This window comes from Mesorhizobium sp. BR1-1-16, assembly GCF_020165495.1.
Classification (GTDB): Bacteria; Pseudomonadota; Alphaproteobacteria; order Rhizobiales; family Kaistiaceae; genus Kaistia.
On sequence record NZ_JAIUIE010000001.1, the window covers coordinates 1,108,566 to 1,134,732 of the forward strand.

A 26,167-nucleotide genomic window follows, 5' to 3' on the forward strand; every position below is an offset into this window, starting at 1 on the left:
TTCTCGCCTCGACTCCATCAAGTGCGGTGATATGAATCCGAATTGACGATGGACCCGCGACCAGGAAGCGCTCGCCCTTGAACAGGAATTTTTTGACCCTGGACGCCGCGGAGAGCCACGCGGCTGTCCGGGCGCTGTCCTCGCCTGCGCGGATCGACATTCTGCGGCTGTTGCATGCGGAAGGGCCGATGAACGTCAACGAGATCAGCGTTGCGCTTGGCCTGCCGCAATCGACGGTCGCGACCAGCGTACAGGCGCTGGAACAGGCGGATCTGATCGACACAAAGACCGTTAAGGCGCGCAAGGGGCACCAGAAGATCTGCTCCGCCCGTTATGCCGAGATCGTCATCCGCTTCGACAAGGAGATGAAAGCCCCCGACGACGAGGCGATCGAGGTTTCGATGCCGATCGGGCTCTACACGAGTTGCGCTGTCGAGGCGCCATGCGGCCTCTGCTCGACAGAGGGCGTCATAGGCATGCTGGATGTGCCGAACCATTTTCTCGATCCAAGCCGGATGCAGGCCGGCCTGATCTGGTTCGGCCGTGGCTTTGTCGAATACAAGTTTCCCAACAATGCCAGGCTGCTCAACGAACGGATCAGCGCCGTCGAATTTTCCATGGAGCTGTCATCGGAGGTGCCGGGGACCAACCCGGACTGGCCGTCGGATATCACGCTCTGGGTCAATAATGTTGCCGTCGGCACCTGGACGTCGCCCGGCGACTATGGCGACAAGCGTGGTCTCTTCACGCCCCGATGGTGGAAGCTCGAAGGCTCGCAATATGGCACGCTGAAGACCTGGACCATTTCCGAGCGCGGTTCGTTCATCGACGATATCAAGATTTCTGATATAAACCTCGGGGATCTCGATATCGACCGCCATCATTCGATCCGGCTGCGCATCGGCATCGCTGAGAATGCCAAAAATCCGGGTGGAATCAATATCTTCGGCCGAGGTTTTGGTAATTTCGATCAGGATATCGTCATGCGGCTTTACCGACAGCCCACCTGAAGAATGCCTTCTCGCGACCTGTTCTGCGTTGACAGGGTGTGCCGTGCGGATCATACTCACAGCTATGTATCAGGAATAATGATACATATTTTTGGGAAACGCACAGTGAGGTTGCCGTGAAAGCGAACGTGATCGTCCACAAGGATTTCGCGGTCTCTCCGATTGACGATCGTGTCTACAGCTCGTTCCTGGAACATCTGGGTCGCGCGATCTACACCGGTATCTATGAGCCCGGACATCCGACCGCCGACGAGGATGGCTTCCGTGGCGACGTGATCGATCTCGTCCGCGCGGTGAAGACGCCTTATGTGCGCTATCCCGGCGGCAATTTCGTCTCGGCCTATAACTGGGAAGACGGCATCGGCCCGCGCGATCAGCGTCCGACCCGCCTTGACCTCGCCTGGCGCACCCGCGACGACAATCGCATCGGCGTCAACGAATTCGTCGACTGGTGCAAGAAGGCCGATACCCAGCCGATGCTGGCCGTCAATCTCGGCTCGCGCGGCCTCGATGCGGCGCGCAACTTTGTCGAATACTGCAACCATCCGGGCGGCTCCTACTGGAGCGACCTTCGCCGTCAGCACGGCTGGAAGGACCCGCATAACGTCAAGCTCTGGTGCCTCGGCAATGAGATGGACGGGCCCTGGCAGGTCGGTCACAAGACGGCTGAGGAATATGGCCGCCTCGCCAATGAGACGGCAAAGGCGCTTCGCCTCTTCGACAAGTCGCTCGAATTGATCGTCTGCGGCTCGTCGCATTCCGACATGCCGACCTATCCCGACTGGGAGGCGACGGTTCTCGATCATACCTATGACTCGATCGACCATATCTCCCTGCACATGTATTTCGCCAATAACGAGCACGATACGCTCAATTATCTGGCGAAGGCTGAGAAGCTCGACCGCTATATCAATACGGTTGGCGGTATCATCGACTACGTCAAGGCCAAGAAACGCTCGAAGAAGGATGTCAAGATCTCGTTCGACGAGTGGAACGTCTGGTATCACAGCCGCGAGGAAGACAAGAAGATCCTCCAGGGTGATGCGTGGCCGGATGCACCGCATCTCCTCGAAGATCTCTATAATTTCGAGGACGTGCTGCAGGTTGGCGGCATTTTGAATACGTTCATCCGCCGCGCCGACCGCGTGAAGATCGCCTGCATCGCGCAGCTCGTGAACGTCATCGCGCCGATCATGACGGAAGAGGGCGGTCCGGCGTGGAAGCAGACCATCTACTATCCGTTCTTCTACGCCTCGCTCTATGGCCGCGGCACGTCGCTGCGCGCCATTGTCGATGGACCGACCTATGACAGCGAGTTCGGGGACGATGTCCCTTATCTCGACGTCTCAGCCGTCCGGTCGGTTGCCGGCGATGAAGTCACATTCTTCATCGTCAATCGTCACCTGACGGAGACGCTGGATCTCGCAGCGACGCTCGAGGGCTTCCCCGGTGCGCGCCTCGTCGAGCACATCCAGATGACGCATCCGGACCTCAACGCGATCAACACCGCTGCGAACCCGGACAATGTCGTGCCGAAGACAGTATCGGGAACCGCGGTCGAGGGTGGCAAGCTGCAGTCGAAGCTGCCGCCGCTTTCCTACAACGTCATCCGCGTCGCGGTCTGACGGATCGAGTGGGCGGCCACGGTCGCCCTCTCATCACTTTCCTCAGCTCAGCCCGCCGCCTGCAGCGTGTTCTTCACGAAGCGACCGGCCTGCATGATGATCGGCATGTGCTGGCCTTCGCCGGTCAGCAGCGCGAGGTCCGCGAGCGGATCGCCATCGACGAGAACGAGATCGGCATGGGCGCCGGGCGCGATACAGCCGATCTCGCCTGTCATGCCGATAAGCTTCGCCGCCACCGATGTCGTTGACCGGATCACCTCGATTGGCGGCAGGATCCGGCCGCGAATGACGAATTCGTCGGACTGGAAGCGGTGCATCGCGCCGAGAAGATCGGTGCCGTAGGCCATCGGCACTCCGGCTTCCCGCAGGATTTCCAGTGAACGTGGGCTGCGGATGCGCACGTCGTCGATCTTCGCGACCGAGTCCGGCGGCAAGCCGAGCGATGCGCCCTCACTATGCAGGGCCTCGTATGTGACCAGCGTCGGGCAGGCGATGGCGCCGCGCTCGGCCATCAGCCGGGCGGTCGGGGGCTCGATCAGGTTTGCGTGCTCCACAGAGCGCACGCCGCATTCGACGGCCCGGGCGATCGCCTCGTCGGTGTAGAGATGAGCCGAGACATAGGTGTGCGCGTTGCGCGCTTCCTCGACGATCGCTTCCAGCTCGGCCCGCGAGAACTGCAGGACATGGATCGGGTCCGTCGGCGAGGCGACGCCGCCATTGGCCATGATCTTGATGAAAGTGGCGCCCTGGCGCAGTTCGTCGCGCGCGGCCAGGCGACAGCTCTCGACCCCGTCGCAGAGCCGGCCCATCGTGCCGAGCCGGTAGGTCAGGTCTTCGGCGGGCCGGTTGTCATAGCGTCCCCGAAGGTCCGAATGGCCGCCGGTCTGCGACAGCGCCTTTCCGCAGATCACGAGGCGCGGTCCCTCGATGAGGCGCTGCTCCAGCGCCTCAACAAGAGCATGCGTGGCGCCGCCGACATCGCGGACGGTGGTGAAGCCGCGGTTCAGCATGCCGGACATGATCCGCGCGGCGCCGAAGGCGACAAGCGCGTCGGGCAGCCGGGCGTTGCGTCCGAGATCGGCCATCGTCGCCGTGACATGCACATGGCAGTCGATGAGGCCGGGCATCAGCGTGCGGTCGCGGCAGTCGATCCTGACAGCGCTGCCGTCCGCGATCGGCCGGTCCGAAATCTCGACGATGCGTCCGTCGGCGACGCGAACGAAGCGGTCATGCTCGCCTTCATCCGACGATCCGTCCAGGATGCGGGCATTCTCGAAGACGACCGAAGACGAGGTCATGCGTGTGGTTCCGGGTCTGGTGTTTTCGCCGAAGCCGCGCGGGTCGCGCCCTCGATCTGTTCCTTGAGGATGGCCTTCCAGAAGCGGAGCAACCGCCTGAAATAAACCGGGTCGTCACGCAGGACCGTCTGGACGCCCATGCCGCGCAGCAGGCAGAGGGTCGCGTTCAGCATGACCTCGATCTCCAGCGCGCCAAGCCCGGTGCCCGCGAAGAAGTGGCGCCAGATGGCGTCCAGATGCTCGTGAAACACCCGCGTCCGCTTTTCGAGCCGCACGCGAAGATAGTCGTTGTGCCGGGCCGCGGTTACCTCTTCGAGCGTGAGCATGAAGAAGCGGCCCGAGAAAATGATCCACACACGGTCGATGAAATCGCTGAGGCTGAGCGATCCGCCCTGCACCAATCCAGCATAGGTGCGGATGTCGCTCGTCACCATGGTGAGATGCTTGTCGAAGGCCTCGACCACCAGCTCGTCCTTGCCCGCAAAATGATGGGCGAGGGCGCCCCGGGTCAGGCCGGCGCGCGCGGCGATATCGACGGTGGACGTGCCGGCATAGCCCTTCGAAAGCAGGAGATCGAGCGTTGCCTCGATCAGGCGGGATCGGGTGGCCGCGGTCCGCTCTTCCTGTGTGCGGGGGGCTTTGTCAGGGGCGGGTTGCATGGCGCGAAAGTATCAGCCTCCCAGAAACATGCAAGCATGTATGTATGTATTGACGCGGTTCAAAATGCCTGACAGTCTTGGCCCATCGTGACGCTCAAGCTGATGGCGAAGCCGAGCCAGGGCGATCACCAATCGGACAGGAGTGAAGGCGAGGCGGCTGTCGCGCGAAGGTTGCGGTGGTGTGCGCTGATCAACTTTGGAACGACGCAAAGTTGTTGCGGCGAATATAGTGGCGTGCCGTAGCGACGTTGAATGTAACCGACAAGACTTGTTCAACGAAAAGAATGCCGCCAAGGGCATCTGGCTAAAGAATAGTCACCAGATGATGACGGTTTGGACTTCGTCGGCATTCGGGTGGCTGCTAGCATGAAGGCAGATTTCCGTTTTGTTCTGTTGAGGCGGGCGCGCGACATTGCGCGGCCCGCGTCTGGAGAGATCCCATGCCTGAGACAACGCTGGCTGCTGCCAACGTCAAGATCGTCCATGACAAGGCCCGCAATCTGAAGCGCTTCGGCGAGTTTATCGAAGAGGCGGGGGCGTCGGATGTCGACATCCTTGTGCTGCCCGAAATGGGCCTGCAAGGTTACGCTGATTTCGGGCTCGCCATGGGTTCAAAAGAGGCGGCCGAGCAGAAGCAGTATTATTTCCGCGAGGCCGAGACCATTCCGGGCCCGGCGACCGACGCGATCGCGTCCTTGTCGCGCCGCCACGGCATGCTGGTTCAGGTCGGCCTCGCCGAGCGCGCGCTGCACGGCAATGCCATCTACAATTCGACCGCGCTTGTAGGCCCCGATGGTGTGGTCAGCATCTATCGCAAGACGCACAACACCTTTGAGTTCCCCTATTTCTCTCCGGGCGAGGAGATGCCGGTCGTCGCGACGGCGCATGGCACGCTGGCCAGCCTCATCTGCTACGATCTGGCCTTCCCTGAGCTTCTGCGCAGCTTCGCCGTGAAGGGCGCGGAAGTCGTGCTGATGTCGACGGCGTGGCCGATGAAGGGCCATGACCGAGCGACCGATTATCATGGCTGGGCGATGGACCTCGCAGCGCAGTCCAATGCCTTCTTCAACCAGTTCTGGCTGGTGGTCTCCAATCATTGCGAGAAAGGCGTCTATTCGTCGGGCAGCGACTATTATGGCGGCAGCCAGATCGTCGACCCGACCGGCAAGGTCGTTGCCTATCTCGCCGACGAAGAGGGGCTCGTCGTCCACAAGGCCGATCTGCAGGCCGAGATTCTGCGTTCCCGCACGGAGGCGTTCTTTGGGCTCAACCTGCTGCAGGACCGCCGGCCTGAGCTGTATGGTGCTCTGGTGGACGACAGCCACCGCTATCCCGCTGAGGCCTTGCAGCAGGGTGTGATCGGCGCCCGTCAGCCGGCCGCGCCGAAATCGCTTCATGACCAGCGTCCGCGCCTCGCCAAACCAGTGCGCAGCGCGTGATGCGCCGGCCAGCAGAGCACCTCCAATGATCACCCTCGAAAGCATCGCGGCGGCAGAAGACCTGCTGGCGATCCGCTACACGCCTGCTGAGCGCGCGCAGATGCTCGACAATCTCGAAGGCCAGATCGCTTCGGCGGTTGCCCGGCGCGCGGTCGTGCTCGACAACACGGTGCCAATGGCGAGCCGGTTTGATCCGCGCCTGCCGACGACACCCGTGCCGTCACCGCAGACCGAACCTGTCTATTCTTCCGTCACGACGCCTTGTCCGGATGACGATACGGACATCGCATTCGCGCCGCTGACCCATCTGTCGGCCTGGATCCGTTCGGGCGCGCTGACGAGCCGGCGCCTGACCGAAATCTATCTCGCCCGCATCGCCGCGCTCAATCCGCATCTCTTCTGCTACGCGGCTGTCATGTCCGAGGCGGCACTAGCCGAGGCAGACGCAGCGGATGCGCTGCTGGCGAGCGGCACCTGGCTCGGGCCGCTGCACGGCATCCCCTATGGCGTGAAGGACCTCTTCGACACCAAGGGCGTCGTCACCGGCTGGGGCGCCGAACCGTTCCAGGATCGCGTTCCGGCCGAGGATGCGGCCATCGTTCGGCGTCTACGGGCGGCCGGCGCTGTCCTTCTCGGCAAAACGACCGTCGGGGCGCTGGCCTATAACGACATCTGGTATGGCGGCCGGACCCGCAATCCCTGGAATCTCGAGGAGGGATCCAGCGGCTCCAGCGCCGGCTCGGCATCCGCAACGGCGGCTGGCCTCTGCGGCTTTGCCATCGGAACCGAGACCCTCGGCTCGATCACCTCGCCGAGTCAGCGCTGCGGCACGACGGGGCTGCGCCCGACCTTCGGCCGCGTATCGCGCGCCGGCGCCATGGCGCTCTGCTGGTCGCTCGACAAGGTCGGCCCGATCTGCCGCGGCGCGGAAGACACGGCGATGGTACTTGCGGCGCTGAATGGTTTCGACCCGGCCGACCGCGCTTCGCTTGGCGCCTCGTTCAATTTCGACGCCACGGCCTCTTTCGAAGGACTCCGTGTCGGCTATCTGCCGGAAGCCTTCGGCGAGGGCGCCACTATTGTCGACCATGCAGCGCTCGCCGCTGCACGGACGCTTGGCGTGGATGTCGTGGAGGTCACGCTGCCGGACCTGCCGTATGGCGCCCTGATGAACATCCTCTATGCCGAGGCCGCAGCGGCCTTCGAGCGGCTGACGCTCGATGATCTCGATGACACGCTGACCTGGCAGGACGATGGCGCTTGGCCGAACACGTTCCGCAAGGCGCGCTTCCTGTCGGCGGTCGACCATGTCCAATTGGACCGGCTGCGTTACCAGGTGATGCTGGCGTTGGACGCGCTCTTTGCCGATGTCGACGTGTTGATCGGCCCGTTCATGACCGGACCGATGCTGGTCGCCAGCAATTTCACGGGCCATCCCTGCCTGCATCTGCGCGCCGGCTTCCTCGATCTGGCAACCCGCGGCGCCGCTTCGCTCGGCGCCGGCAAGCTGACCACCGGCGAGCCCGGCGGCGAGGGTCCGCTGTTCAAGGTGCCCCAGGGCATCTCGCTCTGGGGGCGCCTGTTCGAGGAAGGCCGGCTCGTGAATTTCGGTGTCGCGCTCGAACGCGCGCTCGGCGTCGCGTCCCAGCGTCCTCAGCTGCCGGCCTGATCAAGCCAATCGCATGCCCCGGCAAGGTTCGGGTTCAGTCATTCTTTCAACCGCATCGCCGCAAGAGGATTTTCCAATGAACCGCAGAGAGTTCCTGAAGACCACGGCCCTCCTGGGCGGCGGCGCGCTGATGATGACGGGCTGGCCGGGCGCACTCCTGGCCCAGGAGACACCGAAGAAGGGCGGCACGCTGATCTGGGGGCACTCAGAGACAACGCAGAGCCTCGACATGCACGTCACCGGCTCGGCCTCGACGCTCCGCCTGCTTGAGAACATCCACTGCCCGATCGTGACCGTCGACAAGGCGTTCAACGTCATCCCGATGCTCGCCGAGAGCTTCGAGGAGAGCCCCGATGGAATGACCTACACGTTCAAGCTGCGCAAGGACGTCAAGTTCCACAACGGCAAGACGCTGGATTCGGCAGACGTCAAATATTCGTTCGACCGGGTGCGTGACCCCAAGACCGGTGCCGTCAATTTCGAGGTGTTCAAGGATGTCACCTCGATCGAGACCCCCGATGCGAACACCGTCATCGTCAAGCTCGGTCGCGTCAATGCGCCGTTCCTGAGCCGCCTTGCCGAGAACGGCGCCGGCGTGATCATGCCGGCGGATTCCGGAGAGGGTCAGGCGAACATGCCGATCGGCGCCGGGCCGTTCAAGTTCGTCCGCCGCGAGTTCGGCCATGAAGTCGAGCTGGTTCGGTTCGACGATTACTTCGGGGGCCCCGCTTATCTCGACAAGGTGATTTCGCGCGAGATCACCGAGCCGACCGTGCGCCTGACCGGGCTGCGCACCGGCGAACTGCACATGATCAACGACATCCCGGCCGATCGCGTTTCCGAGGTCGAGGGCATCGACACGCTGCAGACGCTGAAGTGGTTCCCGCTCAATTTCGACTTCCTGAACTTCAACCACGACTACGAGCCGTTCAAGGACGCCCGTGTCCGCCAGGCCTTCGATCTGATGATCGACAAGGAGCAGCTGCTGCAGGGCGCGCTTTGGGACCAGGGCAAGCTGACGGCCTCGCCGAGCTTCCCGACCTCTAGCTCCTACGACGCCGCCCTTCAGCAGCGTCCGCAGGATATCGAAAAGGCGATGGCGCTGCTCGCCGAGGCCGGCTACGGGCCGGGCAAGCTGAAGCTCGTCTTCAAGACGACGACCAACTATCCGTATCATGTGGAGTCGGCGCAGATCATGGCCGAATGGTTCCGCGCTGCCGGCGTCGAAATGACGATCGAGCAGTTGACGTGGAGCGACTGGCTCAGTCAGGTCTGGGTGAACCGCGACTTCCAGATCTCTATGATGAACTTCTTCACGCTCTGGGAGCCGGACTTCCTTTATTACAGCCTTTGGAATTCAACCGGCGCCTTCAACTATCGCAACATCAAGGACGCCGACATCGATACCTGGACGCAGGAAGCACGCGGCACGGTCGATCCGGCCGCTCGCGCGGAGCTCTACAAGAAGGTGCAGCAGCGCATCTCCGATCAGACGCTCGACGTGATCCTCTGGTTCCGCAACGGAACGATCGGCGCCCAGAAGTCTGTCGGAGGCCTCGATACGATCGTTCATCCGAACGGCAGCAACCTGAACTTCCACAAGGTCTGGCTCAACAGCTGATCCCCCGGCCGGCCGGGCTGCTTCGGCGGCCCGGTCGGCTTCCCGATGCCGGCCGGGCAACCCTGCCCATGACCCACCGAGCCGATGACCTATCTCCTCAATCGCCTGTTTTCGATCGTCCTGACACTTTGGCTCATCTCGGTCATCACTTTCGCCGTCACCAGCATCCTGCCCGGCGACGTCGCGATGATGATCCTGGGTACGCAGAGCAATCCCACCGCGCTCGCCGGTCTGCGTGAGCAACTCGGACTCAATGATCCGCTCGTCGCGCAATATGGCCGCTGGATCGGCGGCATGCTCACCGGCAACTTCGGTCATTCGCTGGTGTTCAAGGAGCCCATCGCCGATCTGATGGCGCAGAAGATGAAGGCGAGCGCGCTCATCGTCGTCATGTCGATGGCGATCGCGCTCATCTGCGCCGTGCCTCTCGGCGTGTGGGCCGCAGTTCACCGCAAGAAATGGCAGGACACCGTCTCGTCGAGCGCCGCACTGTTCGGCATCAGCCTGCCGGATTTCTTCTGGGGCATCGTCCTGATCCTCCTTTTCGCGCGTACGCTTGGGTGGTTTCCCTCAAGCGGCTTTACCGACCCGTCGGTCGATTTCCTTGGCGCCATCCGTCATGCCTTCCTGCCTTCGCTCGCGCTTGGTCTCGGCCTGATGGCACACCTGACCCGCGTGACGCGTTCGACGATGACCGGCATCCTGAATCAGGAATTCATCCGCGTCGCCCGCGCCAAGGGGCTTTCGGAGAAGAGCGTCGTCTGGAGCTACGGCCTCAGAAACGCGGTCGGGCCGATCATGACCGTGGCCGGCTTGCAGGTCGGCTATCTCTTCGGCTCGATCATCGTCGTCGAAACGCTGTTCAACTACACCGGCATGGGCTGGATCACCTATCAGGCGCTGCTCAATCGCGACGTGCCACTGATCCAGACCTCGGTGTTCTTCATCGCCGCCGTGGTGATGCTCACCAATTTCGTGGTCGACCTGCTCTACCTGCTCGTCGATCCCCGCATCAGGATGCAATAGTCGTGAAGCGCTTTCTCACCCCGCAAGGCGTGATCGGCTTCACGCTGATCGTCATCATCGTTGCGATCGGCATTTTCGCGCCGCTGATCATCCCGCCGGACATGGCGACCAAGATGAAGATGACGATGCGGTTGAAGCCGCCGAGCATGGGCTATCCGTTTGGCACGGATCAGCTCGGTCGCGACATCTTCTTCCGTGTGCTGCTGGGCGCCCACACCTCGCTCGGCATCGCCGGCGCGGCCGTGGCCATCAGCGTCCTGATCGGCCTGCCGCTCGGCATCATCTCGGGCTATGCACGCGGCGCCCTCGACAATGTGCTGATGCGTTTCGTCGATACGCTGCTGAGCTTTCCGGCCCTGCTCCTGGCTCTGACGATCTCGGCGATGCTCGGGCCAAGCATACCGAACACCATCATCGCGATCGGCATCGCCTTCACGCCGTTCCTCGCCCGGATCATCCGGGGCGAGGCCCTGCGGGTTTCGGCGATGCCCTATGTCGAGGCGGCGCGTGCGGCCGGGACCAATGACGCGGCGATGATCTGGCGGCATATCCTTCCGAATGTGATGCCGCTCGTGATCGTGCAGGCCACGATCAGTCTCGCTTTCGCGATCCTCGCCGAGGCGGGCCTGTCCTTCCTTGGCCTCGGCACGCAGCCGCCCAATTCCTCCTGGGGCCTGATGATCCAGGCCTCGCGCGACTATCTCGATGTCGCGCCCTGGACCGCGCTCGCGCCGGGCGCCGCCGTGGCGCTCACTGTGCTGGCGCTCAACATGTTCGGCGACGTCCTTCGCGACGTGCTCGATCCGAGGGCACAGTGATGACCGGGGCGACAGCCATGCATCCAGCCGAAGGTCACCCGATCATCAAGGTCTCGGGTCTCCGGGTCGAGTTCCAGACCGATGACGGCATGGTCGCCGGCGTCAAGGATGTCAGTTTCGAGATCCAGCCGGGCGAGACGCTTTGCGTCGTCGGCGAGTCCGGATCGGGCAAGTCGGTGACGTCGCTGTCGATCCTGCGCCTGATCGAATTCGGCGGCGGCCGGATCGCGGGGGGATCTCTCGAATTCGCGCGTGGCAGCGGCGAGGTGATCGACCTTGCCAAGGCCGAGCCGGACGTGATGCAGAGCATCCGCGGCAACGAGATCGGCATGATCTTCCAGGAGCCGATGACCTCGCTCAACCCGGTCTTCACGATTGAGCGGCAACTGACCGACGGCCTGAAGCGCCATCGCGGCCTGACCGGCGAAGACGCGCGGGGCAGGGCGCTCGAACTGCTGAAGGAAGTCCGCATTCCCGAGCCAGAACGGCGGCTCACGCAATATCCGCATGAGCTTTCGGGCGGCATGCGCCAGCGCATCGTCATCGCCATGGCGATGGCCTGTCGGCCGCGGCTGCTCATTGCCGATGAGCCGACCACCGCGCTCGACGTCACGATCCAGGCCGAGATACTCGGCCTGATCGATCGGTTGAAGCGCGAGAATGGCATGGCCGTGCTGTTCATCACGCATGACATGGCCGTCGTGGCGCAGATGGCCGACCGCGTCGTCGTGATGTATCGCGGCGACGTGGTCGAAGAAGGCCCGGTCCGTGACATCTTCGAGCAGCCGCGCGAGGCCTATACCAAGGCGCTCCTCGCAGCCGTACCGAAGCTCGGCGAGATGCGCGACAAGCCGGCGCCGGAACCGATGCGCATTCTCGGCGACGAGACGTTGCGGTCAGCCGCGCCGCCGCCCACTATCGGGACACGGCGCGAGCCGCTGCTGACTGTGAAGAACCTGACGACGCGCTTCCCGGTCAAGGGCGGCCTGATGCGGCGCACGGTCGCCAATGTCCATGCGGTCGAGGATGTCAGCTTCCAGCTCGCGAAGGGCGAGACATTGTCGCTGGTCGGCGAATCCGGCTGCGGCAAATCCACTTGCGGCCGCTCGATCCTGCGCCTGGTCGAAGCCGATTCCGGCGAGATCCAGCTCGATGGATGGAATGTGCGCGGCCTCAGCCGGCTCGATCTGCGGCATGCCCGGCGCGACATGCAGATGGTGTTTCAGGACCCGTTCGCCTCGCTCAACCCCTATCGGCGCCTGCTCGACCAGGTTGCGGAACCGTTGGTGAACTTCGGCCTCGCCTCGGGGAGCGAATTGCATGATCGCGTCGCGCATCTCTTCGACCGGGTGGAACTGCCGCGCAGCTTCCTGCGCCGTTTCCCGCATGAGCTTTCCGGCGGCCAGCGCCAGCGCGTGGCGATCGCACGGGCGCTCGCGCCAAACCCGAAGCTGATCGTTGCCGACGAAAGCGTCTCGGCGCTCGATGTGTCGGTGCAGGCGCAGGTCCTGAATCTGCTGATGGAGCTGCAGGCCGATCTCGGGCTGTCGTTCCTGTTCATCAGCCACGACATGGCGGTGGTCGAGCGCGTATCGCACAATGTGGCGGTGATGTATCTGGGGCGCATCGTGGAAATCGGCCCGCGCGCCGCGGTGTTCGAAAACCCGCGCCATGCCTATACGCGCTCGCTGCTCGACGCCGTGCCAATCGCCGATCCGGCGCGGCGGCGGCCGCATGACGATCGCAGCTTCCGGCCGCTCTCCTCGCCCATCTTCCCGGTCGGTGCTCCCGTCGAGCCGTCCAGCTATGACGAGGTGGCTCCGGGCCATTTCGTGCTGCGCCCGCTCGCGGCCGCCTGACCATCCTCTGCCAAAGGACAGCCCATGCCCATCGTCAACCGCATCGCCGACTTCCACGCCGACATGACTGCCTGGCGTCAGGATCTGCACCGCCATCCAGAAGTGGCGCTCGAGGAGCATCGGACCAGCGCGGTGATCCAGGAGAAGCTCAAGGAATTCGGCGTCGATGAGATCATCACCGGGCTCGCCGGGACCGGCGTCGTCGGCGTGATCCACGGCGCGAAGCCGGGCCGGGCGATCGGCCTCAGGGCGGATATCGATGCGCTGCCGATCCACGAGGAGAGCGGCGTTCCGCACGCCTCGACGACGGCAGGGGTGATGCATGCGTGCGGCCATGACGGCCACACTGCGATGCTGCTGGGTGCGGCGCGCTATCTCGCCGAGACGCGCAATTTCGACGGTACTGTTTATGCGATCTTCCAGCCAGCCGAGGAACTGCATGGCGGCGGCGGCATGATGGTGCGCGAGGGCTTGTTCGAGCGCTGCCCGATGGACCTCGTCTTCGGCATGCACAACTGGCCGAAGGCCCCCGCCGGTGAATTTCTGTGGCGCGTTGGTCCGACCATGGCGGCCGTCTCTCGCTTCACCATCACGATCACCGGCCGCGGCGCCCATGGCGCGCAGCCGCATGACGGCGTCGACCCCATCGTCGTCGCCGGCGCGATCGTCGCAGCTTTGCAGAGCATTGTCGGGCGCAATGTCCCGCCGCTCGAAAGCGCCGTCGTCACCATCGGCGAAATCCGCGGCGGCGGCGCATTCAACGTCATTCCCTCGGAAGTGATGATGCGCGGCACGACGCGCTGGTATCTGCCGGAGATTGGCGACCTTATCGAGAGCGCGATGCAGCGCATCGTCCGCGCTACCGCCGAGGCTTACGGCGCGACGGCCGAACTCGTCTATGAGCGGACTTATCCGGCTACCATCAATGACGGTCCGGCGACCGAACTCTCGAAGCGCGCGGCGGAAGCGGTCGCTGGCGAACGCGGCGTCTCGGAATTGCCGCAGCCAACCATGGGCGGGGAGGACTTCTCCTTCATGCTCAACGCGAAGCAGGGCAGCTACATCATGCTCGGCAGCGCCCGGACGGACGACGATCCCCAGCTTCACCACCCACGTTACGATTTCAACGACGAGGTCCTGCCGGTCGGCGCGAGCTATTGGGCGACATTGGCCGAGCAGCTTCTGCCGCGCAGCGCGGCCTGACCGCGGTCGGCGGTTGATTTACGCGCTGGCGCAGAGGACGATCTCGCGCCGGTGCGGTCGATCGCGATGCTCGAAGAGATAGAGGCCCTGCCAGCGGCCGAGCATCATTCGTCCATCGAGCACAGGGATCGATAGCGACACCTGCGTCAGCGCCGATTTGATATGCGCCGGCATGTCGTCGGGGCCTTCGAGGCGGTGGACGAGATAGGCCATTGAAGGGTCGGTCGCCGGCGGTACGAGCCGTGCGAAGAATGTCTTGAGATCGCGCACCACATCGGGATCGGCGTTCTCCTGCACCAGCAGCGAGGCCGAGGTGTGTCGCACCAGCAGCGTCAGAAGTCCGGTCTCGATGTCCGAGCGGGCGAGGAAATCCTCGGCCGCGTCGGTGAACTCGTAGAGACCTTGGCCCGAGGTTGGAATGATGATCGTTTCGATGATTGCCATGTGTCAGGCGTAACGGCCGAGCGGCGGCTGTCAAGCGCCCCCGGCTCGGAGGTCGCCGTTCCGATTTACGCGGAACGCGGCTCCAGCCGGCGCATTGCTCCAGAGCACGTCCACGGCGGTGGGGCAGGGCGGCGATGCAATGGAGCGGAATTCATGAACAAGCATGCGGCCGAGGAGGTTCCCCATGCCGTTGTCACGGCAGGTCCAGAGGTCACCGCCACGCCCCAATTGTTCATTCCCTCCACGGCCTCGTTGCAGGAGCGACGGCCGCGCACGCTGAAGCATGGCGATACGTTCGGCGTCTTCGATCACAATGGCGACGCCGCCTCTGGGCCGGGCAGCCCAGAGGGGGTGTATCACCGCGACACCCGTCATCTGTCGCATCTGGCGCTTAACGTTGCGGGCAACAGGCCGATCCTGCTCAGTTCGACCCTGCGTGACGACAACGCGACGCTGACCTGCGATCTCGCCAATCCCGATCTCTTCGGGCCGGACGGCACGCGCGTGCTCGATCACGACCTCATCCATATCCGCCGGTCGCGGTTTCTCTGGAACGCCACCTGTTTCGAGCGTATCGCCGTCCGCAACTTCGATCAGGTTCCGCACCGCATCACGCTTACGATCGATTTCGCGGCGGATTTCGCCGACCTGTTCGAGGTGCGCGGCACCAAGCGCGATCGACATGGCGAGCATCATCCTGCCGAGATCAGCGAGGACGGCGTCGTGCTCGCCTATACCGGCCTCGACGGCGAGCGCCGGGAGACCAGTCTCCGTTTCGATCCCCGCCCGGAAACGGTGACGGCAGACCGTGTCACGTTCACGATCGACCTCGCGCCGAATGCGGCCGAGCTGCTGTTCGTCGAAATCCGCTGCGGCGCCCATGAGACGGCTACGGCATCCCGCCGGACCTTCTTCCTCGCGCTCCGCGACGCGCGACGCGCCCTTCGGGCCTCATCGAGCCGGGCGACGGCAATCACGACCTCAAACGAGCTTTTCGACGAGGCGGTTAGGCGCAGCGTTTCGGATCTCTATATGCTGATCACGGAAACGCCGGAGGGGCCTTATCCCTATGCCGGAATTCCCTGGTACAGCACCGTGTTCGGCCGCGACGCGCTGATCACCGCGCTGCAGACGCTTTGGCTTGATCCCGCGATTTCGCGCGGCGTGCTGCTGCATCTCGCGGCCAATCAGGCGACTGTCTATGATCCGGCCGCCGATGCCGAGCCGGGCAAGATCCTGCATGAAGTTCGTCGCGGCGAAATGGCGGAACTCGGCGAGGTGCCGTTCCGCCGCTATTACGGCAGCGTCGATTCCACGCCGCTGTTCATCATGCTGGCCGGCGCCTATCTCGACCGCACCGGCGATGTCGCGACCATCGCGCGCCTGCTGCCGCATGTCGAGGCGGCCCTTCGCTGGATCGAACAGGATGGCGACCGGGACGGCGACGGCTTCGTCGAATATGGCCGCAAGCGCGCCGAGGGTCTCATCAATCAGGGCTGGAAAGACAGTCACGATTCGATCTTCCATGCCGATGGACGGCTCGCCGAGGGGCCGATCGCCGTGGTCGAGGTACAGGCCTATGTCTATGGCGCCTGGCGTGCCGCGGCCCGCATCGCGGCGACGCTCGGGCGGATTGATGACGCGGCGATGTATGAAGGAAAGGCGGAGGCGCTGCGCCGCCGTTTCGACGAGCATTTTTTCGACGAGGCGCTCGGCACCTATGCCCTGGCGCTCGACGGCGCCAAGCGGCCCTGCCGCGTGCGCAGCTCGAATGCCGGTCATGCGCTCTATACCGGCATCGCCTATCCCGAACGCGCGGCAACCCTCGTCGCGACGCTAATGGATAGTGCGTCCTTTTCCGGCTGGGGCATTCGCACGATCGCCTCGACCGAGGCGCGCTATAATCCGATGAGCTATCACAACGGCACCGTCTGGCCGCATGACAACGCGCTGATTGGTGCCGGCTTTGCGCGCTATGGCTATCGCCGCGAGGCGGCGCGCCTCGCCGAGGGCCTGTTCTCAGCGTCGATCTATATCGAGCTCAGGCGCCTGCCCGAGCTCTTCTGCGGCTTTCCGCGCCAGCGCAGCCGCGGTCCCACTTTCTATCCCGTCGCTTGCTCGCCGCAGGCCTGGGCAGCCTGCTCGCCGCTCTCGCTGATTCAGTCCTGCCTCGGCCTTCGCTTCGATCCGGCCGCTGGCGAAATTCTCTTCGACGAGCCGGTGCTGCCGACTTTTTTGGATGAAGTGGTGCTGCGGCGCCTTCGCGTCGGCAGCGGCCGCATGGATGTCGCGCTCAGGCGAAGCGGGCAGGAAGTGGTCGTGAATGTGCTCGCGCGCGAAGGCCGGGTGCGGGCGCTGACGCGCAGCTAATTGTAGATGCCGGCCATGAAAGCCGCTCGGCGCTTGCGTCCGCGGCCGACTTCACGACAATCGTTGCTGTGCTCGCGATCGGGCTCGGTGACGGCGGGGTGAAGCGTGGCGGAACAAGAGGGCGGCAAGCGCGGCGGGATCGATCCGGCTGGACGGTCGGCAGTCGTCGATCTCATTGCCGTGCTCGTCGCCGTCACCGCGGGTGAGCCCCGCGTGATGACGCTCGACGGTGGCCGTGCCTTGCCGTCCGGACCGTTCGAACTCGCCCATCGCTCGCTGCAATCCGGCCTCCGCGACTGGGTCGAGCAGCAAACGCATCATCCGCTCGGCTATGTCGAACAGCTCTACACCTTCGCTGATCGTGATCGCGGCGCGGGACCGGCGGCAGCGCGCGTCATCTCGATCAGCTATCTCGGACTGACCCGCGAGGAAGTCGGCCGCGACAGCGCCCAAGGCTGGCGGAGCTGGTACGACTATTTCCCATGGGAGGACTGGCGCTCCGGTCCGCCGGCCGTGATCGAGAAGGTCGTCGCGCCGGCGCTCACGGTCTGGGCCGAGACGGGCAGTGCCGAGCGACGCCACCGGGTCGCGCTCGCCTTCGGTCTCGGCGGCAATCCCTGGAACGAGGACCTGACGCTGCAGCGCTATGAGCTGCTCTATGAAGCCGGCCTCGTTGCCGAGGCACAACAGCCGCGCGCGGATGAACAGGGCTCCGGCGTCCCCGGACGCGCGATGCTGGCCGATCATCGGCGCATCCTCGCGACGGGAATCGCCAGGCTCCGGGCCAAGATCAAATATCGCCCCGTGGTTTTCGAGCTGATGCCGCCAATGTTTACGCTGCTGCAGCTGCAGCGCTGCGTCGAGGCGCTCGGCGGCCGGCTCGTGCACAAGCAGAACTTTCGCCGTTTGGTTGAGCAGCAGGAACTCGTTGAAGAAACAGGCGAAACCGCTGCCGAAACTCTCGGTCGGCCGGCCAAGCTGTTCCGCTTCCGCCATGCCGTCGAGGTCGAGCGCGCCATCGCCGGAACGAAATTACCGCTGATCCGGTCTTGACACGGCTTATGCTCAGCGTAAGCATATGTCCAACTTATGCTCAAAGTGAGTATTGTCATGGACGCTCCCGCCCCGCACACCGCCGCATCGCTCACGGCGCTTCTCGATCGTACCGCAGCGCTCTACGCGCCGATCCGCAGCGTCGTGCCGCCGGCCGATTGGGCGCTGTTCGCCGAGGACGTCGAGGCAATCCTGGCGCTGAAGCGCAAGAAGAACGCGGTTATCCTCGCGCACAACTACCAGACGCCGGAGATCTATCACTGCGTCGCCGACATCGTCGGAGACAGCCTAGCGCTCGCTCGCGAGGCGATGAATGTAGAGGCCGACATCATCGTCCTCGCCGGCGTCTCCTTCATGGCAGAGACCGCGAAGCTGATGAATCCGGCCAAGACCGTGCTGATCCCGGACACCGAGGCTGGCTGCTCGCTCGCCGATTCGATCACGCCAGCCGATATCCGCCTGATGCGCGAAGCCTATCCGGGCGTGCCGATCGTCGCCTATGTCAACACGACCGCCGCCGTGAAGGCCGAGGTCGACATCTGCTGCACCTCGGGCAATGCCAAGCGCGTCGTCGAGTCGCTCGGCGTGCCCAAGGTCATCATGCTGCCGGACCAGTATCTCGCCCGCAACGTCGCCGCCGAGACCGGTGTCGAGATCATAACCTGGGCCGGACAGTGCGAGGTGCACGAGCGCTTCACGGCCGAGGACGTCCGCGAACTGCGCGCCGCTCATCCGGGCGTCACGGTGCTCGTCCATCCCGAATGTCCGCCCGAAGTGGTGGCCGAGGCCGACTTTGCCGGTTCCACCGCCGCCATGACGGACTATGTCGCCGACCATCGGCCGCCGCGCGTCGTGCTGCTCACCGAATGCTCGATGAGCGACAACGTTGCGGTCCACTACCCCGATCTCGAATTCATCCGCCCCTGCAATCTCTGCCCGCACATGAAGCGGATCACGCTGAAGAACATCCGCCGCGCGCTCGAGGAAAACCGCAACGTCGTCACCATCGATCCCGAAATCGCGGATCGGGCCCGCCTCTCCGTCGAGCGGATGCTGGCGGTATGAGCGCCGATCTCGCGGGGCTGCGCGGGCAGCCCGTCATCGTCGGCGCTGGTCTCGCGGGGTTGGCGACGGCGCTGTTTCTTGCGCCGCAGCCAGTCGTTCTGGTCACCAAGGCGCCGCTCGGCGGCGAGGCTTCAAGCCCTTGGGCGCAAGGCGGCATGGCTGCGAGCATGGGCGACGACGACAGTCCGGCTCTGCATCATGAGGATACGCTCGCGGCCGGCGACGGGCTCTGCGACCCGGCGGCCGTGCAGCGCATCGTCGAAGCCGCTCCGGGCGCGATTGCCCGGCTTGCCGCCCTCGGCGTCGGTTTCGATCGTCACGAGGGCGGCTTTCGCCTCGGGCTCGAGGCCGCGCACAGCCGTAACCGCATCGTTCACGCCGATGGCGATGGCACCGGCCGCGAGATCATCCGCGCGCTTGTCGCCGCTGTCCGGCGGACCCCCTCCATCACGGCGCTCGAACATGTCGAAGCGCGTCGCCTCGTGCTCGACGGTGAGGGCAGGGTGGCGGGCATCGTTCTCGCAGGCAGCTCTGGCGCGACGGTCCTCTCGACGACGCGCGTTATCCTTGCGACCGGGGGAATTGGCGGTCTCTATGAGGAGAGCACCAATCCGCTCGCCTGCTTCGGCCAGGGTCTTGCCTTGGCGGCCCGCGCCGGGGCGGTGATCGCCGATCCCGAATTCGTGCAGTTTCATCCGACCGCCTTCGCCTCGGCGGCGCGGCCGATGAAGCTGATCAGCGAGGCGGTCCGCGGCGAGGGCGCAAAGCTTGTCGACGAGAGCGGCCGGCGCTTCCTGGCCGGCGAGCCGGGCGCCGAACTCGCTCCGCGCGACGTCGTCGCCCGCGCCGTCTGGCGTGAGCTTGCCGCGGGCCACAGCGTGTTCCTCGATGCGAGAGAGCATCCGGGCGCCGGCTTCAGTGCGCGTTTTCCTGCCATCGCGCGCTTCTGCCGCGAGGCCGGCCTCGATCCATCTATCGATCCCATTCCGATCCGCCCCGCCGCGCATTACCACATGGGCGGCATCGCTGTAGACGCGGACGGCCGCAGCAGCGTCGAGGGCCTCTGGGCCGCTGGTGAAGTCGCCTCGACCGGGCTGCACGGCGCCAACCGCCTTGCGAGCAACTCGCTGACCGAGGCAGCCGTCGCGGCGGCGGCCGTCGCTGAAAGCGTTGCTGCGACGCTCGGACGGCAGCCTCGCCCGGCACCGCTTGCCGAGGTGCCGGTAACTCCCGATCCATCTTTCGTGCGGCCCCTGCTGTCGCGCCATGCCGGGGTCCTCCGGGACGGCGAAGGGCTGAGGGCCGCCATCGCCGCGCTGCTGCCACGCGCACTCGGCCACTCGGCCGCCGCTGATCCGGCGCTTGTCGGGTTGATGATCGCCGTCGCCGCCTTCGAGCGCCAGGAAAGCCGCGGCGCGCATTCCCGGACGGATTATCCCGATCGAGCGGCCGGGGCCGTACGAACCCGTATCACGGCCGAAGCGGCGCTTGCTGCCGCCAGCGTTATTGCAGAACCCGCCTTTCAAGCCGCCCGGAGCGCCTGATCGTGTCGATCAACCCTTTGCCACTCATCATGATCGAGCCCCTCGTCAGGGCGACTCTCCTTGAGGATCTCGGCCGCGCCGGCGATCTCACGACCGATGCCGTCGTTCCCGCGGACGCGTTGACTGAGGCGCGGCTCGTCGCGCGCCAAGAGGGCGTCGTCGCAGGCATCGATCTGGTGCGCCTCGCGTTTCGTCTGATAGACGAAAAGATCGCGGTCGAAGTGGCGCGGGTCGATGGCACTCAAGTTGCGCCGGGTGATCTGATCGCAACGATCAGCGGGCCGGCGCGCGGCATCCTGACGGCGGAGCGGACGGCGCTCAATTTTCTTTGCCGGCTGTCAGGCATTGCCAGCGCGACATCGGCGATCGTCGCCTCGGTCGCCGGTCACAAGGCGCAGATCGTCTGCACCCGGAAGACCACGCCCGGGCTCCGCGCGGTCGAGAAATATGCCGTCAGGGCTGGCGGCGGTGCCAATCACCGCTTCGGTCTCGATGACGCGGTGCTGATCAAGGATAATCACATCGCCATCGCCGGCGGCATTCGCCCAGCGCTCGAAAGAGCCAAGGCGCATGTCGGCCATCTCGTGAAAATCGAGCTCGAGGTCGACACCCTCGACCAGCTCGCTGAGGCGCTGGAACTCGGCGTCGACGCTGTTCTGCTCGACAACATGGACCCGGCGATGCTGACGCGCGCCGTCGCGATGGTCGATGGCCGCGCGATCACCGAGGCGTCCGGCCGCGTTAACCCAACAACGGCGCCCACGATCGCGGCCAGCGGTGTCGACCTGATTTCGGTTGGCTGGCTGACGCATAGCGCGCCGATCCTCGATATCGGCCTCGACTTCTAGGCCCGGAAACAAATCGTAACGGGAGATGTCGCGGTCCCCTCACGGACATGCTCCGACACGAAACGGCCAGCTGCAGCAATATTGAGTGTCTTTCGGACCTACGAGGCACACACTCTTGCGCTAGCTATCGGGCTTACATTGTAGCCCGTCGTCAGATCTCGCTCGTAGAACGTCGAGATTTGTCGTGGCGTCGTTTCTTTGCCGGAGATCTTATATGAACACGAGCACCTTCAGGCCTCTGCTCTTGCTTGGCCTCCTGGCCGGGCTGGCTGCCTGTTCCGGCGAAAACGCGCCGAGCGGACCTCCGGGCGGGGGCACCGTCGAGGTTGGCTTCGTGACACTGAAATCGGGGCCGGTTCCGATCACCGTCGAAATCGCGGGCCGCACTACCGCCTCGGCAGTGGCCGATATTCGGCCGCAGGTCGATGGCATCATCAAGAAGCGCGTATTTACCGAGGGATCGACCGTCAAGACGGGCGATCTCCTCTATGAGATCGATCCGCGCACCTATCAGGCAACCTACGATTCCGCCGCGGCGTCGCTGCAAAAGGCGGAGGCCGCTGTTCCAAGCGCCCAAGCGAAGGTCGATCGCTACAACCAGCTCGTCGGCGTCAATTCGGTTACCGCCCAGAGTCTTGACGACGCCAAGGCGACGCTGGCGCAGGCCAAAGCGGATGTGGCGGCTGCCCAGGCTGCGCTGGAGGCGGCAGAGATCAATCTCGGCTTCACCAATGTGAAGGCCCCTATCGGCGGGCTGATCGGCACGTCGACGGTGACCGAGGGGGCGCTGGTGACGGCGAACCAGACAACCGCGCTCGCGACCATCCGTCAGATCGACCCGATCTATGTCGACGTGACCGACTCGACGACCAGTCTTCTGCGCATTCGCGCCATGCTCGATAGCGGACGGCTTCAGCGTTCCGAGGGACCGCCCCCGATGAAGCTCATCCTCGACGATGGCAGCACCTATGATCAGACAGGGACGCTGCAATCGTCCGAAGCGACCGTCAGCCAGACGACCGGCACCTTCTCGATGCGAGCGACCTTTGCCAACCCGACGCGACAGCTGCTGCCCGGCATGTATGTTCGCGCCATCGTCAGCCTCGGCGATGACAAGGCGGGCTTCCTCGTCCCGCAGCGCGCTGTCGATCGCAATGCGAAGGGCGCTGCCACGGCCATGTTCCTGACGTCGGACAACAAGGTGGAGACGCGGATCCTCGATACGGTTCAGGCTGTCGGCAACAACTGGCTGGTCGACGAGGGCATCAAGGATGGTGACCGCCTGATCGTCGACGGCTTGCAGAAGATCCGTGATGGAGCCGCAGTCACGCCCGTCGCCGTCACGCTCGACGAAAACGGCGTGGTCAAATCGGAGCCGGCAGCTTCTGGCGAGAAGGAGACAGCGAAATGAAGCGCGGTTCGATCGCTGACTTTTTCATTGCCCGTCCGATCTTCGCCTGGGTGCTTGCGATTGCCGTAATGCTCGGCGGACTGCTCGGCATCTATACGCTGCCGATTGCGCAATATCCCGAAATCGCGCCGACGACCGTGCGCATCTCCGCCAGCTATCCGGGCGCCAGCGCCGAGACGGTCGAGAACTCGGTGACGAAGGTCATCGAGCAGGGACTAACTGGGCTCGAAAGTCTCGACTACATGTCCGGATCGAGTTCCGCGACCGGTTCATCTTCGATTCAGCTCACCTTCGCCAGCGGCGTCGATCCCGATATCGCGCAGGTTCAGGTCCAGAACAAGCTGCAACTGGTCGAGTCACAGCTTCCCGACGCCGTGGTCAACCAGGGTATCAGCGTCACCAAGTCGAGTTCCGGCATCCTGATGGTCGGCGCGCTGGTGTCGAAAGACGGCAGCCTGTCGTCGCAGGATCTTGGAGACTATTTCTCGTCGACATTTGAAGATGTCATCAAGCGCGTCGAGGGCGTCGGCGACATCAACGTCTTCGGCTCGGGCTTTGCGATGCGCATCTGGCTGGATCCGGCGAAGCTCGCCAAGTACCAGCTCATGCCGAGCGATATCTCGACTGCGATCTCAGTCCAGAACAGGCAGGTTTCGGCGGGCCAGCTTGGCGGATTGCCAAGCCCGGCCGGGCAGCAGCTCAATTTCACGGTGACGGCGCAGAGCCAGCTCCAGACACCTGACCAATTCCGTAACATCATCCTGAAGACGGCGACCGACGGCTCGATCGTGCATCTTGGCGACGTCGCGCGGGTCGAGATCGGCTCGGAGAGCTACGGCTCGTACTCGCGCTACAACGGGCTGCCGGCGGCGGGATTTGGTATCAACCTCGCAACCGGGGCGAATGCGATCAACACCTCGGCCGGCGTCAAGGCGGCGATGGAGAAGCTGTCGGCCGGTCTGCCGTCGTCGATCGAGGTTGTCTACCCCTATGACACGACGCCCTTCGTCAAGCTCTCGATCGAGAAGGTGGTCGAGACGCTTGCCGAGGCCGTTGTTCTGGTCTTCCTCGTGATGTTCCTGTTCCTTCAGAACATTCGCGCGACGCTGATCCCGACCATCGCGGTGCCCGTCGTCCTGCTCGGCACCTTCGGCGTCCTCGCCTACTTCGGCTATTCGATCAACACGCTGACGATGTTCGCCATGGTTCTGGCGATCGGCCTTCTCGTCGACGACGCGATCGTCGTTGTCGAGAATGTCGAGCGCGTGATGGCGGAGGAGGGGCTGTCGCCGCGCGAGGCCACGAAGAAATCCATGGGCGAGATCACCGGCGCGCTGATCGGCATTGCCATGGTGCTCTCGGCCGTCTTCCTGCCGATGGCGTTCTTCTCCGGCTCGGTCGGCGTCATCTACCGCCAGTTCTCGGTCACGATCGTCACGGCGATGGTGCTCTCCGTTCTGGTCGCTATCGTGCTGACGCCGGCGCTATGCGCCACCATGCTCAAGCCTGCCAAGCATGGCGAGCGAAAAGGGCTGTTCGGCTGGTTCAATCGCAATTTCGATCGCGGCACCGACAGCTATGTCCGCGGCGTCGGCGGCATCATTCGACGGCCGGGGCGCTTCCTTGCCCTGTTCCTCATCATGGTCGCCGGCGTCTACTTGCTCTTCGTGCGGCTTCCGAGCTCCTTCCTGCCGGAGGAGGATCAGGGCGTGCTGATGACGATGATCACGTTGCCATCCGGTGCCACGCAGGCCCGAACCCTCGATGTGGTCAAGCAGGTCGAGGCGCATTTCCTCAACGAGGAAAAAGGCGATGTCGACGCGGTGTTCTCCGCGCTCGGCTTCGGCTTCAATGGCAGTGGCCAGAACTCGGCGATGGCCTTCATCAAGCTGAAGGATTTCGACGAGCGCAAAGGCAAGGACCAGACTTCTGCGGCGATCGCGGGACGCGCGATGGCTGCCTTCTCGAAGATCCGCGACGCGCAGGTCATCGCTCTGGCGCCGCCTGTCATCCCCAATCTCGGTCAGTCGAACGGCTTCGAGATGTATCTGCAGGATACGGCCGGGGCTGGTCAGGACCAGCTGAAGGCGGCGCGCGACCAGTTGCTCGCTGCAGCGGCCAAGGATCCGCTCGTCGTGGGCGTCCGTCAGGGTGGTCAGGAGGATCAGGCCCAGTTCAATGTCGATATCGACCAAGCCAAGGCAAAGGCACTCGGCGTCGATCTCGCTGACATCAACAGCACGATCTCGGTCGCCTTCGCGGGCTCCTATGTCAACGACTTCATCGATCGCGGCAAGGTGAAGCCTGTCTATGTGCAGGGCGACTCCGAATTTCGCACAGAACCTGGAAGTTTCGACAGCTGGTTCGTTCGCAATGCGAGCGGCGAGATGGTGCCCTTTTCAAGCTTCATCGCATCGAGTTGGACGCGGGCGTCGCCGAAACTCGACCGCTACAACGGCATATCGGCGGTGAGCATCCAGGGTTCGTCCGCAGCAGGTGTCAGTTCCGGCACGGCGATGGACGAGATGCTGACGCTCGTCTCGGAGCTCCCATCGGGCTTCACGGCGGCTTGGACCGGCCTTTCCTATCAGGAGCAGCTCTCCGGTAACCAGGCGTCGGCGCTCTATGCGATCTCGATCCTCGTCGTCTTCCTGTGCCTCGCGGCACTTTATGAGAGTTGGTCGATTCCGTTTTCGGTCATGCTTGCCGTGCCGATCGGCGTCCTTGGCGCGCTCGTGGCGGCGAAGCTGTTTGGCCAATCGAACGACGTCTACTTCAAGGTTGGCTTGCTGACGACGATCGGCCTTTCGGCCAAGAACGCGATCCTGATCGTCGAATTCGCGCGAGACCAGCAGGCCGCCGGCAAGGAACTGGTCGAGGCGACGCTCCTCGCCGCGCGTCAGCGCCTCCGTCCCATCTTGATGACGTCGCTGGCCTTCATTCTTGGCGTGCTGCCGCTCGCCATCGCGACGGGCGCCGGCTCGGGCGCGCAGAATGCAGTCGGCATCGGCGTGATGGGCGGCATGCTCGCGGCGACGTCGATCGGCATCTTCATGGTGCCGATGTTCTATGTCGTCGTCCGCCGCGTCGCCGATCGCCGGAAGCCGAAGCCTGCGACGCCCGAGACAGTCGCTCCGGCGCACTGATCCGATCCGCAAAAAAGAACGGCCGCCCTGCTGAGGGCGGCCGCTTTCCGTTTTGGTCG

General features: G+C 64.2%; 19 protein-coding genes. 16 read left to right on the forward strand and 3 right to left on the reverse strand.

All coding sequences use genetic code 11. From position 1 onward, the window contains the following. Positions 1-77 precede the first annotated feature (77 nt). The gene (locus tag LB518_RS05260) at positions 78-1,010 is read left to right on the forward strand and encodes an ArsR/SmtB family transcription factor (protein WP_224573870.1); all 933 of its coding nucleotides are present in this window, start codon (positions 78-80) and stop codon (positions 1,008-1,010) included. A gap of 116 nt (positions 1,011-1,126) precedes the next feature. Then, the gene (arfA, locus tag LB518_RS05265) at positions 1,127-2,635 is read left to right on the forward strand and encodes an arabinosylfuranosidase ArfA (protein WP_224573873.1); all 1,509 of its coding nucleotides are present in this window, start codon (positions 1,127-1,129) and stop codon (positions 2,633-2,635) included. A 47-nt stretch (positions 2,636-2,682) separates the two neighbouring features. Here arfA and LB518_RS05270 read toward each other — a convergent pair whose 3' ends face one another. After that, entirely contained in the window at positions 2,683-3,933 is a 1,251-nt protein-coding gene (locus tag LB518_RS05270) for a metal-dependent hydrolase family protein (RefSeq protein WP_224573876.1), read from the reverse strand. Next, positions 3,930-4,592 carry a TetR/AcrR family transcriptional regulator gene (locus LB518_RS05275; protein WP_224573878.1) on the reverse strand — a complete coding sequence of 221 codons (663 nt, stop codon included), beginning with the start codon at positions 4,590-4,592 and terminating at the stop codon, positions 3,930-3,932. Before LB518_RS05275 ends, LB518_RS05270 begins: the two co-directional genes overlap by 4 nt. 440 nt (positions 4,593-5,032) lie before the next feature. Here LB518_RS05275 and LB518_RS05280 point away from each other — a divergent pair, with 440 nt between their 5' ends. The 7 genes from LB518_RS05280 (at position 5,033) to LB518_RS05310 (ending at position 14,227) form a co-directional block, all read left to right on the forward strand. After that, positions 5,033-6,031: a carbon-nitrogen hydrolase family protein gene (locus tag LB518_RS05280; protein ID WP_224573881.1), complete on the forward strand. Its 999-nt coding sequence runs from the start codon at positions 5,033-5,035 to the stop codon at positions 6,029-6,031. A gap of 25 nt (positions 6,032-6,056) precedes the next feature. Further along, complete coding sequence (locus LB518_RS05285; RefSeq protein ID WP_224573883.1) at positions 6,057-7,700, forward strand: amidase; 1,644 nt, start codon at positions 6,057-6,059, stop codon at positions 7,698-7,700. Positions 7,701-7,776: 76 nt separating this feature from the next. After that, on the forward strand, positions 7,777-9,321 hold the full coding sequence (locus tag LB518_RS05290; protein WP_224573886.1) for an ABC transporter substrate-binding protein: 1,545 nt from the start codon (positions 7,777-7,779) through the stop codon (positions 9,319-9,321). 84 nt (positions 9,322-9,405) lie between these two features. After that, positions 9,406-10,347, forward strand: coding sequence for an ABC transporter permease (locus LB518_RS05295; protein WP_224573888.1), 942 nt, complete (start codon positions 9,406-9,408; stop codon positions 10,345-10,347). A gap of 2 nt (positions 10,348-10,349) precedes the next feature. Next, on the forward strand, positions 10,350-11,165 hold the full coding sequence (locus LB518_RS05300) for an ABC transporter permease (RefSeq protein WP_224573889.1): 816 nt from the start codon (positions 10,350-10,352) through the stop codon (positions 11,163-11,165). Then, positions 11,165-13,024, forward strand: a complete 1,860-nt coding sequence (locus LB518_RS05305) for an ABC transporter ATP-binding protein (RefSeq protein WP_224573892.1) — start codon at positions 11,165-11,167, stop codon at positions 13,022-13,024. Before LB518_RS05300 ends, LB518_RS05305 begins: the two co-directional genes overlap by 1 nt. 24 nt (positions 13,025-13,048) lie before the next feature. Then, positions 13,049-14,227, forward strand: a complete 1,179-nt coding sequence (locus LB518_RS05310) for a M20 aminoacylase family protein (protein WP_224573894.1) — start codon at positions 13,049-13,051, stop codon at positions 14,225-14,227. 18 nt (positions 14,228-14,245) lie between these two features. Here the strand turns inward: LB518_RS05310 and LB518_RS05315 are convergent, their stop codons facing one another. Beyond that, on the reverse strand, positions 14,246-14,671 hold the full coding sequence (locus LB518_RS05315; RefSeq protein WP_286198551.1) for a secondary thiamine-phosphate synthase enzyme YjbQ: 426 nt from the start codon (positions 14,669-14,671) through the stop codon (positions 14,246-14,248). A gap of 153 nt (positions 14,672-14,824) precedes the next feature. Between LB518_RS05315 and LB518_RS05320 the strand changes: the two genes are divergently transcribed. The 7 genes from LB518_RS05320 to LB518_RS05350 all read left to right on the forward strand — a co-directional run bounded on the left by LB518_RS05320 (position 14,825) and on the right by LB518_RS05350 (position 26,108). Next, positions 14,825-17,041, forward strand: a complete 2,217-nt coding sequence (locus LB518_RS05320; protein ID WP_224573895.1) for an amylo-alpha-1,6-glucosidase — start codon at positions 14,825-14,827, stop codon at positions 17,039-17,041. A gap of 138 nt (positions 17,042-17,179) precedes the next feature. Then, a complete protein-coding gene (locus LB518_RS05325; protein ID WP_224574337.1) occupies positions 17,180-18,094 on the forward strand; it encodes an NUDIX hydrolase in 915 nt (304 codons plus the stop codon). A gap of 57 nt (positions 18,095-18,151) precedes the next feature. Next, a complete protein-coding gene (gene nadA / locus LB518_RS05330) occupies positions 18,152-19,159 on the forward strand; it encodes a quinolinate synthase NadA (RefSeq protein WP_224573896.1) in 1,008 nt (335 codons plus the stop codon). After that, a complete protein-coding gene (locus LB518_RS05335; protein ID WP_224573899.1) occupies positions 19,156-20,703 on the forward strand; it encodes an L-aspartate oxidase in 1,548 nt (515 codons plus the stop codon). Before nadA ends, LB518_RS05335 begins: the two co-directional genes overlap by 4 nt. A 2-nt stretch (positions 20,704-20,705) precedes the next feature. Further along, on the forward strand, positions 20,706-21,551 hold the full coding sequence (gene nadC, locus LB518_RS05340) for a carboxylating nicotinate-nucleotide diphosphorylase (protein ID WP_224573901.1): 846 nt from the start codon (positions 20,706-20,708) through the stop codon (positions 21,549-21,551). 214 nt (positions 21,552-21,765) lie between these two features. After that, positions 21,766-22,962 carry an efflux RND transporter periplasmic adaptor subunit gene (locus LB518_RS05345; RefSeq protein ID WP_224573904.1) on the forward strand — a complete coding sequence of 399 codons (1,197 nt, stop codon included), beginning with the start codon at positions 21,766-21,768 and terminating at the stop codon, positions 22,960-22,962. Positions 22,963-22,973: 11 nt separating this feature from the next. Next, entirely contained in the window at positions 22,974-26,108 is a 3,135-nt protein-coding gene (locus tag LB518_RS05350; protein WP_224574339.1) for an efflux RND transporter permease subunit, read from the forward strand. The last annotated feature ends 59 nt before the right edge of the window (positions 26,109-26,167 follow it).

Excerpts from the sequence above, each read along its gene's own strand:
- nadA (WP_224573896.1), top strand. The coding sequence starts at position 18,152 with ATGGACGCTCCCGCCCCGCACACCGCCGCATCGCTCACGGCGCTTCTC.
- LB518_RS05280 (WP_224573881.1), top strand. The coding sequence starts at position 5,033 with ATGCCTGAGACAACGCTGGCTGCTGCCAACGTCAAGATCGTCCATGAC.
- LB518_RS05315 (WP_286198551.1), bottom strand. The coding sequence starts at position 14,671 with ATGGCAATCATCGAAACGATCATCATTCCAACCTCGGGCCAAGGTCTC.
- LB518_RS05270 (WP_224573876.1), bottom strand. The coding sequence starts at position 3,933 with ATGACCTCGTCTTCGGTCGTCTTCGAGAATGCCCGCATCCTGGACGGA.
- LB518_RS05320 (WP_224573895.1), top strand. The coding sequence starts at position 14,825 with ATGAACAAGCATGCGGCCGAGGAGGTTCCCCATGCCGTTGTCACGGCA.
- LB518_RS05335 (WP_224573899.1), top strand. The coding sequence starts at position 19,156 with ATGAGCGCCGATCTCGCGGGGCTGCGCGGGCAGCCCGTCATCGTCGGC.
- LB518_RS05345 (WP_224573904.1), top strand. The coding sequence starts at position 21,766 with ATGAACACGAGCACCTTCAGGCCTCTGCTCTTGCTTGGCCTCCTGGCC.
- LB518_RS05305 (WP_224573892.1), top strand. The coding sequence starts at position 11,165 with ATGACCGGGGCGACAGCCATGCATCCAGCCGAAGGTCACCCGATCATC.
- LB518_RS05285 (WP_224573883.1), top strand. The coding sequence starts at position 6,057 with ATGATCACCCTCGAAAGCATCGCGGCGGCAGAAGACCTGCTGGCGATC.
- LB518_RS05275 (WP_224573878.1), bottom strand. The coding sequence starts at position 4,592 with ATGCAACCCGCCCCTGACAAAGCCCCCCGCACACAGGAAGAGCGGACC.
- LB518_RS05310 (WP_224573894.1), top strand. The coding sequence starts at position 13,049 with ATGCCCATCGTCAACCGCATCGCCGACTTCCACGCCGACATGACTGCC.
- LB518_RS05290 (WP_224573886.1), top strand. The coding sequence starts at position 7,777 with ATGAACCGCAGAGAGTTCCTGAAGACCACGGCCCTCCTGGGCGGCGGC.
- LB518_RS05295 (WP_224573888.1), top strand. The coding sequence starts at position 9,406 with ATGACCTATCTCCTCAATCGCCTGTTTTCGATCGTCCTGACACTTTGG.